The 8708-nt window shown below is 72.5% G+C and carries 7 protein-coding genes, 1 tRNA gene and 1 pseudogene; 7 read left to right on the top strand and 2 right to left on the bottom strand.

Going from position 1 to position 8708, the window contains the following annotated elements; genetic code table 11:
• The first annotated feature begins 47 nt into the window (after positions 1-47).
• The 7 genes from ADK41_RS13735 to ADK41_RS13705 all read left to right on the top strand — a co-directional run bounded on the left by ADK41_RS13735 (position 48) and on the right by ADK41_RS13705 (position 7082).
• A complete protein-coding gene (locus ADK41_RS13735) occupies positions 48-788 on the top strand; it encodes an EboA domain-containing protein (RefSeq protein WP_030819022.1) in 741 nt (246 codons plus the stop codon).
• Positions 788-1678, top strand: coding sequence for a TatD family hydrolase (locus tag ADK41_RS13730; protein ID WP_030819021.1), 891 nt, complete (start codon positions 788-790; stop codon positions 1676-1678). The genes ADK41_RS13735 and ADK41_RS13730 overlap by 1 nt, the downstream gene beginning before the upstream one ends.
• 3 nt (positions 1679-1681) lie before the next feature.
• A complete protein-coding gene (gene eboE / locus ADK41_RS13725; RefSeq protein ID WP_030819019.1) occupies positions 1682-2851 on the top strand; it encodes a metabolite traffic protein EboE in 1170 nt (389 codons plus the stop codon).
• Complete coding sequence (locus ADK41_RS13720) at positions 2848-4227, top strand: nucleotide pyrophosphatase/phosphodiesterase family protein (RefSeq protein WP_030819017.1); 1380 nt, start codon at positions 2848-2850, stop codon at positions 4225-4227. The genes eboE and ADK41_RS13720 overlap by 4 nt, the downstream gene beginning before the upstream one ends.
• Positions 4228-4342: 115 nt before the next feature.
• Positions 4343-5557: a sugar phosphate isomerase/epimerase family protein gene (locus ADK41_RS13715; protein ID WP_030819015.1), complete on the top strand. Its 1215-nt coding sequence runs from the start codon at positions 4343-4345 to the stop codon at positions 5555-5557.
• 388 nt (positions 5558-5945) lie between these two features.
• Positions 5946-6030, top strand: a tRNA-Leu gene (locus ADK41_RS13710).
• Between the two features lie 104 nt (positions 6031-6134).
• On the top strand, positions 6135-7082 hold the full coding sequence (locus ADK41_RS13705; protein ID WP_078661750.1) for a serine/threonine-protein kinase: 948 nt from the start codon (positions 6135-6137) through the stop codon (positions 7080-7082).
• Between the two features lie 41 nt (positions 7083-7123).
• Here ADK41_RS13705 and ADK41_RS13700 read toward each other — a convergent pair.
• Together ADK41_RS13700 and ADK41_RS13695 are read right to left on the bottom strand one after the other, a co-directional pair.
• A pseudogene (locus ADK41_RS13700) lies at positions 7124-7473 on the bottom strand (transposase); the annotation flags it as partial.
• A 264-nt stretch (positions 7474-7737) separates the two neighbouring features.
• Entirely contained in the window at positions 7738-8634 is an 897-nt protein-coding gene (locus ADK41_RS13695) for an SDR family NAD(P)-dependent oxidoreductase (RefSeq protein WP_030819009.1), read from the bottom strand.
• Positions 8635-8708 lie beyond the last annotated feature (74 nt).

The following is an 8708-nucleotide window of genomic DNA, read 5'->3' as shown; positions in this document are numbered from 1 at the left end:
CCACCGCACGGCGATCCCTCCGCCACCCCCGAAGGGAGCAGAACCCCATGACCCGCCCGCATGCCGCACCGGCCACCCCGGAGGCGGACACCACCGGCGGACCGGCGACCCCCGGTGACGGCGCCACCCCCGCCCTCACCCCGCCCGCCGCACTGCGCCGCCGCCTCGACGACCGGCTGGGCGGAGCCGCCCGCGCCTGGCTCGACCAGGCCCTGGACGAGGCCGCCGCCCACCCCGGCGCCCACGGGCCCGTCTCCGTGTGGGAGCTGCGCCTGGCCGAGGCCGGCCGCCGCTGCGGCCCCGCCCACGCCGACACCGCCCGCGTCCTCATCCTGCACGCGGCCCACGCCGACGCCGACGCACTGAGCCGGGTCTACTTCCAGGGCACCGCCGACGAACGCCGCGCCGTCCTGCACGCCCTGCCGCACCTCGTGCCCGACGACCCCGCCGCCCTCCCGCTCGTCGAGGACGCCCTGCGCGCCAACGACACCCGGCTCGTGGCCGCCGCCCTCGGCCCCTACGCCGCCCGGCACCTCGACGCCCACGCCTGGCGGCACGCGGTCCTGAAGTGCCTGTTCACCGGCGTCGGCCTCGACCACGTGGCGGACCTGGACCGGCGCGCCCGGGGCGACGGCGAACTCGCCCGCATGCTCGGCGACTACGCCGCGGAGCGCACCGCCGCCGGCCGCCCCGTCCCCGAGGACCTGCACCGCGTCCTGGCCCTGACCGGGTCCGCCCCCGCCACCTCGCCGCACGGCACGGACGACCCCCACGGCAAGGAGTCCTGATGCGCATCTTCGACCCCCACATCCACATGACGTCGCGCACCACCGACGACTACGAGGCCATGTACGCCGCGGGCGTCCGCGCCGTCGTCGAGCCCTCCTTCTGGCTCGGCCAGCCCCGCACCTCCCCGGCCTCCTTCCTCGACTACTTCGACGCCCTCCTCGGCTGGGAACCCTTCCGCGCCGCCCAGCACGGCATCGCCCACCACTGCACGCTCGCCCTCAACCCCAAGGAGGCCAACGACCCGCGCTGCACGCCCGTCCTCGACGCGCTGCCCCGGTATCTCGTCAAGGACAACGTGGTGGCCGTCGGCGAGATCGGCTACGACTCCATGACCCCCGCCGAGGACACCGCCCTCGCCGCCCAGCTCCAGCTCGCCGCCGACCACGGCCTGCCCGCGCTGGTGCACACCCCGCACCGCGACAAGCTCGCGGGACTGCGCCGCACCCTGGACGTCGTCAAGGAGTCCGCGCTGCCCGTCGACCGGGTCCTGGTCGACCACCTCAACGAGACCACCGTCAAGGAGGCCAAGGACAGCGGCGCCTGGCTCGGCTTCTCCGTCTACCCGGACACCAAGATGGACGAGGAACGGATGGTCGCGATCCTGCGCGCCCACGGCCCCGAGCGGGTCCTGGTGAACTCCGCCGCCGACTGGGGCAGGAGCGACCCCCTCAAGACCCGCAAGGTCGCCGACCTGATGCTCGCCGAGGGCTTCACCGAGGACGACGTCGACCGGGTGCTGTGGCGCAACCCCGTCGCCTTCTACGGGCTCAGCGGCCGCCTGGACCTCGACGTCGACGCCACCGGCGCCACCCACGAGGGCAACTCCATCCTGCGCGGCGCACCGAAGGACGGGCCCCGGCCGGCCGGCGCCCCCGCCACGGAGGCATGAGCCATGCGCTTCCGCCACCCCGACGGCTCCACCGTCCACCTCGCCTACTGCACCAACGTGCACCCCGCCGAAACCCTGGACGGCGTCCTCGCCCAGCTCCGCGACCACTGCGAGCCGGTCCGCCGCCGCCTCGGCCGGGACAGGCTCGGCATCGGCCTGTGGCTCGCCAAGGACGCCGCGCACGCCCTCGTCACCGACCCCGCCGCCCTGCGCGGACTGCGCTGCGAACTCGACCGGCGCGGCCTGGAGGTCGTCACCCTCAACGGCTTCCCCTACGAGGGCTTCGGCGCCGAAGAGGTCAAGTACCGCGTCTACACACCGGACTGGGCCGACCCCGAGCGCCTGGAACACACCACCTCCCTGGCCCGCCTCCTCGCCGGACTCCTCCCCGACGACGTCACCGACGGCAGCATCTCCACCCTGCCCCTGGCCTGGCGCACCGCCCACGACGAGCAGCGGGCACAGACGGCCCGCACCGCCCTGCGCACCCTCGCCGAACGCCTCGACGCCCTCCAGGAGCTGACCGGACGCTCCGTCCGCGTCGCCCTGGAACCGGAACCCGGCTGCGTCGTCGAGACCACCCGCGACGCCATCGCCCCGCTCACCGCGATCGCCCACGACCGCGTCGGAGTCTGCGTCGACACCTGCCACCTCGCCACCTCCTTCGAGGACCCGCACACCGCCCTGGACGACCTCGCCCGCGCCGGCGTGCCCGTGGTCAAGTCCCAGCTCTCCGCCGCCCTGCACGCCGAACAGCCCCACCTCCCCGAGGTCCGCGAGGCCCTGGCCGCCTTCGCCGAACCCCGCTTCCTGCACCAGACCCGCACTTCCACCCCCGCCGGCCTGCGCGGCACCGACGACCTCGACGAGGCCCTGGCCGGCGACGCCCTGCCCGACGCGGCCCCCTGGCGCTCCCACTTCCACGTCCCGCTGCACGCGGCCCCCGCCGCGCCCCTCACCTCCACGCTGCCCGTCCTGAAAACCGTCCTGACCCGGCTCGTCGGCGGCCCGCACCCCCTCACCCGCCACCTCGAGGTCGAGACCTACACCTGGCAGGCACTCCCGCCCGAGCTGCGCCCCCGCGGCCGCACCCAGCTCGCCGACGGCATCGCCGCCGAACTCGCCCTGGCCCGCGACCTCCTGACGGACCTCGGCCTGAAGGAGCTCCCATGACCGACCCCACCCCCCTCCTCGTCCTCGACGTCGTGGGCCTCACCCCCCGTCTCCTCGACCACATGCCCCACCTCAAGTCGCTCGGACAGTCCGGCTCCCGCGCCCCGCTCGGCACCGTCCTGCCCGCCGTCACCTGCGCCGCCCAGTCCACCTTCCTCACCGGCACCACGCCCTCGGAACACGGCATCGTCGGCAACGGCTGGTACTTCCGCGAGCTCGGCGACGTCCTGCTGTGGCGGCAGCACAACGGCCTCGTCGCCGGCGACAAGCTCTGGGACGCCGCCCGCCGCGCCCACCCCGGCTACACCGTCGCCAACATCTGCTGGTGGTACGCCATGGGCGCCGACACCGACATCACCGTCACCCCCCGCCCCGTCTACTACGCCGACGGCCGCAAGGAACCCGACTGCTACACCCGGCCGCCCGCCCTGCACGACGAACTGACCGAGAAGCTCGGCACGTTCCCCCTGTTCCACTTCTGGGGCCCCGGCGCCGACCTGGTCTCCAGCCGGTGGATCATCGACGCCACCCGCCACGTCATGCGCACCCGCCACCCCGACCTGACCCTGTGTTACCTCCCTCACCTCGACTACGACCTGCAGCGCTTCGGCCCCGACGACCCGCGCTCCCTGAAGGCGGCCGCCGACCTCGACGCCGCCGTGGCCCCGCTCCTCGACGACGCCCGCGCCGAAGGCCGTACCGTCGTCGCCCTGTCCGAGTACGGCATCACCCGCGTGAACCGGCCCGTGGACATCAACCGCGCCCTGCGCCGCGCCGGCCTCCTCGAGGTCCACACCCAGGACGGCATGGAGTACCTCGACCCGATGGCCTCCCGCGCCTTCGCGGTCGCCGACCACCAGCTCGCCCACGTCTACGTGCGCCGCCCCGAGGACCTCGACGCCACCCGCGCCGCCCTCGACGGACTGCCCGGCATCGAGCAGCTCCTCGACGACGAGGGCAAGAAGACCCACCACCTCGACCACCCGCGCGCCGGCGAACTGGTCGCCGTCGCCGAACCCGACGCCTGGTTCACGTACTACTACTGGCTCGACGACGACCGCGCGCCCGACTTCGCGCAGCTCGTCGAGATCCACCGCAAACCCGGCTACGACCCGGTCGAGCTCTTCATGGACCCCCTCGACCCCTACGTCAAGGTCAAGGCGGCCACCGCACTGGCGCGCAAGAAGCTCGGCATGCGCTACCGCATGGCGGTGGTGCCCCTGGACCCCTCAGCTATTCGCGGCAGCCACGGCCGCCTCCCTGCGAGCGACGACGACGGTCCGCTCCTCATCTGCTCCACCCCCCGCGCCCTCGGAGACCGCGTCGCGGCCACCGATGTCAAACAACTCCTGCTCGAGCTGGCCGGACTCGGCTGACGCACCATCCGGTGCGGCCCCCGACATCCGACTACCGAGAGTGAAACACACGGCACTGACAACGGCCGGCCCCGGCGGGGCCGGAGCCGGCCACGACCGAGAAGGCAGGCCACTCGTGACCCCGTACTCCGACCCCTCCCGCACTGAGGCCGCCACCGCCTCCGCCGCCGACGCCCCGGACGAGGGACTGCGCCGCACCCTCGGTGTGGACCGGCGCCGTTTCCTCGGCACCTGCACCGCCGTGGCGGCCGGAGCCGTCGCCGCCCCCGTCTTCGGCGCCGCCCCCGCCCTGGCCCACGACCGGGGCGGAGACCACGACCACGACCACGGACACGACCACGGACACGGGCAGGTGCTCGTCCCGCCGCACAAGCGCGGCATCATCCTCTACACCGTCCGTGACGCCACCGCCCGCGACCCCCTCGCGAGCGACCTGCCCTCCGGCTTCCGCGAGGTGTTCAAGCAACTGGCCCGCCACGGCTACCGCCAGGTGGAGTTCGCCGGCTACAACCAGCACGCCAACGCCCCCGGCGGCGCCGGTCTGGAATCCGTGGCGGGCGCCGGACTGCTGCGCCGCTGGCTCGACGACTACGGGCTGCGCGCCCAGGGCAACCACGGCTTCATCCCGCCGTCCTGGCCGCTCACCACGGCGGACAAGGACACCTTCAAGAAGCACCTGGAGATCGCCAACATCCTCGGCATGGACCACATGGGCACCGGCGGCGACCCCACCGGCAGCTCCTACCGCGCCGACTGGGACGTGGCCGCCGACAAGTGGAACGCCCTCGGAGCGATCGCCCGCCGCGAGGGCATCAAGCTCTACACCCACAACCACGACAGCGCCTACGGCTTCCTGCTCGACGGCGGCCCGCTGGACGACCAGGGCCGGCCGACCCGCAGCTCCGGCATCCGCAAGCTGGAGTACTTCCTCAAGGTCACGGACCCGAAGCTCGTCTGGCTGGAGATGGACGTCTTCTGGGCGCACGTCGCCCAGTACAAGTTCCACACGTACACCGCCCACGACGGCTCCACCCGCCGGAACGTCTTCGACCCGGCGGGCCTGGTCGCCCGCCACAACAAGCGCTACCCGCTGTTCCACGCCAAGGACGGCGTCGTCAGCACCACCAACGGCATGGGCTACGACATGGTGCCCTTCGGCACCGGCGTCATCGACTACACGACGTTCTTCTCCCGCGTCGGGCAGCGGAACTACCACAACCCGATGGTCGAGGACGACAACTCCCCGAGCGCCACCGACCCCGCCCAGTCGCTGCGCGAGGCCAAGATCAGCTACGACAACCTGGCGGCCCTGCGCAAGCGACGCCACTGACCGCCCACCCGGCCGGACGGCGGCGGTCCTTCCCGCACCACCCGCGGGAAGGACCGCCGCCGCACTGCCGCCTTTCCGGAACCGGTCACGGCGTCCCGCTCTCCCGCAGCGACCGCGACGCATCGTCCGCAGGCCCCGGCGCGTCCCGACGCGGCACGTTCACGGGCGGCGGCCTCCTGGTCCGCGCGGTGACCCGGGGACCGACGGGGAGCGACTCCCGAAGTGCCGGCCCGGGCCCCGACGCACGTGACCGCCCGGACACACACCGTGCACCCCGCCCACCACCGCCCGGAGACACGGAAAACGCAGGTGAAAGGCGCTGCGAAACCTTGGTATGGTTGTCCATGTCGCCGCCGGGGGAACACCCCGCGAAGGCGGCGGACACCTTGTCCGGGTGGCGGAATGGCAGACGCGCTAGCTTGAGGTGCTAGTGCCCTTTATCGGGCGTGGGGGTTCAAGTCCCCCCTCGGACACATGGCCCAGTCGATGGCCCCGACCGTTTCGGTCGGGGCCATCGGTCGTTCTCGTTTCACCGGGGCTGACACACACCGCTGGGACTCAACTGGGGGAAGCGCACGTGGAGCAGTTCGCTGCGGGCAAGGTACTGCGCGGCAGGTACCGGCTGGACCGGATCCTGGGCAGAGGGGCGATGGGCCACGTCTGGCAGGGGACGGACGTGTACCTGGAGCGTCCCGTCGCGGTCAAGACCGTCGCCGCGGAGCTGCTCGCCCTGCCGGACCGGCGCCGCACCGCCCTGGCGTGCTTCGAGAGGGAGGCCAAGGCCGCCGCCCGTCCGGACCACGCCAACCTCACCACCGTGTACGACGCGGCCGTCACCGAGGACGTCTGCTGCCTGGTGATGCAGCTCGTCGACGGCACGACCCTCGACAACGTCGTCGACGGCGCCGACGACGGGCGCCTGCCGGTGTCCGCCGCGGTCTCCGTGGCCGCGCAACTGTGCTCGGGCCTCTCCGCCGCGCACGCCGCCGGCCTCGTCCACCGCGACCTCAAGCCCCAGAACGTCATGGTCCGCACCAGCGGACTGCTGAAGATCCTCGACTTCGGTCTCGTGAAGGTCCTCTCCGACGCCGACCCGCAGCTCACCATGACCGGCGAGACGCTCGGCAACGTCGCCTACGCTTCAACCGAACTCCTCGCCGGGGACAGGCCGCTGGACGGCCGCAGCGACCTGTACGCGGTGGGCTGCCTGCTGCACCACATGCTCACCGGCCGGCCCCCCTTCGACTGCCCGAACCCCGCCGAGATGGCGACCCGGCACCTCACCGAGCCCCCGCCCCGCTTCACCGACCACGGTGTCGACGCCCCGGCCGCGCTCCAGGACCTGACGCACGCCCTGCTCGCCAAGCGCCCCGAGGACCGCCCCGGCGGGGCCGCGGACGTGTACGCGGCCCTCGCCCCGTACCTGCCGGCCCCCGACCCGGCGTTCGCCAACCGCAGGATGCCGCCGGAGGACCCCCGGCGGCCGTTCCTCGTGCCCCAGGCGCCGGTCATGCCGCGTCACTGAGCGGGTGTGTCGATTCAGCTGCCGATCTTGGTTGGTGAGGTTCAGTTGCCGGCCGGGGCGAGCCGACCGTCGAAGGCGATCCGGAACGCGTTCAGGGGTGCCTTCCAGCGCATGGTCCACCGCTTGCGGCCCTTGCCCGTCGGATCCGAACCCATCAACGCCATGTAGGCGCATGTGAGGGCGGCGGCCTCGTTGGGGAAGTGCCCGCGGGCGCGGACGGCCTTGCGGATGCGGGCGTTGACGCTCTCGATCACGTTCGTGGAGCAGATGACCTTGTGGATCTCGACGTCGAAGGAGAGGAAGGGCACGAACTCGGCCCAGGCGTCCGGCCACGGCTTCACGATCGCCGGATACTTCTTCCCCACGCCTCCTGGAACTCCAGGAACCGTTCCGAGCCCGGTCCACCGGCATCGCAACGAGCTGCTCGTCCGGCACCGCGCTCGACGGCGCCTGCACCTGCTCGTTCTCCACGGCGGTCTCCGTCATCGGACGCATCTCCTTGATCATCGGATCCGCCGTCGATGGGACACTTCCCTCACCTGATGCGGTGCTCGATGTTCACGAGAAGCGACAGCGCCCTCTTCGTTCCGGTCTGCGGTGGATCCGCCGCAGACCGGAGTCCTGGACGTCATCCGAGACGGGCGACGGTCGGACGTCACTTGTGTCGCACGCCGTGACCACCGTCCAGGGGCGCCAGCCGCCGGCTGAGCTCGAGGACCTTCTCGATGGTCCGGGGGTCGTCGGCGCCACGGAAAACGGTGGCCGGACGGGCCCCGGGCCCGATGAGTACGCCGGTCTGCCCGTCGAGTGAGGCGTCGGTGGCCGCGAAGACGGACGGCGACGCGGCCACCGACGCGGGGCCGGCGGTGGCGCGTGTGAAGGTCCGGCGTACCAACGGCCACAGCAGGCGCAGTGGCGGGGAGACGATCGTCGGTGAGGTCATGGTGCCGTCGGTCATGCTGGTGGCGGCGCCGCCGGGATCGGCCGCGAGGACGGTGACCCCGGTGCCGCGGAGGCGTTCAGCCAGGTGAAGGGTGTAGGCGAGGTTGGCGAGCTTGGCTCGGCCGTACCAGTGGAAGCCGTAGTAACCGCCCGGCGGTTCCACAGCGTCAAAGGTGCGCTTGGCGGCCTTGACGGCGGCGGAGGTGACGTTGACGATCCGGCTCGGCGCGGCCGCCTGGAGCCGGTCGAGCAGCAGCTCGGTCAGCAGATACGGCGAGAGGTGGTTGACGGCGAAGGACGACTCGATGCCGTCGACGGTCTGCCGGTGTCGGGGGAACATGGCGCCGACGTTGTTGACCAGCACCTTGAGCGGGCCTTCGGCTGTCAGGTGCGCGGCCAGCGCACGCACCTGGTCGAGCGACGCGAGGTCGGCGGCCACGAATCGCGGTGCGGCTCCGGCCGCGACCGCCGCGATCTCCTCAATGGCGCTCGTGCCGCGCTCGGCGTTGCGGCCGACCACCGTCACGGCGAACCCGTGCCGCGCGAGTCCCTTCGCGGTCTCCAGACCGATGCCCCCGGTACCCGCCGTCACCACTGCCCGCTCGCTCATGGCCCCACCCCTCACTGCCGCACACCAAGTGGATAGTCATCCGTTTCGATGGGCGCACACTAACACGATCGGAT

The sequence above is a fragment of the Streptomyces caelestis genome (genome assembly GCF_001279005.1).
Taxonomy (GTDB): Bacteria; Actinomycetota; Actinomycetes; order Streptomycetales; family Streptomycetaceae; genus Streptomyces; species Streptomyces heliomycini.
This window is presented reverse-complemented; position numbering and strand designations above follow the sequence as displayed.

Excerpts from the sequence above, each read along its gene's own strand:
- ADK41_RS13695 (WP_030819009.1), bottom strand. The coding sequence starts at position 8,634 with ATGAGCGAGCGGGCAGTGGTGACGGCGGGTACCGGGGGCATCGGTCTG.
- eboE (WP_030819019.1), top strand. The coding sequence starts at position 1,682 with ATGCGCTTCCGCCACCCCGACGGCTCCACCGTCCACCTCGCCTACTGC.
- ADK41_RS13720 (WP_030819017.1), top strand. The coding sequence starts at position 2,848 with ATGACCGACCCCACCCCCCTCCTCGTCCTCGACGTCGTGGGCCTCACC.
- ADK41_RS13730 (WP_030819021.1), top strand. The coding sequence starts at position 788 with ATGCGCATCTTCGACCCCCACATCCACATGACGTCGCGCACCACCGAC.
- ADK41_RS13735 (WP_030819022.1), top strand. The coding sequence starts at position 48 with ATGACCCGCCCGCATGCCGCACCGGCCACCCCGGAGGCGGACACCACC.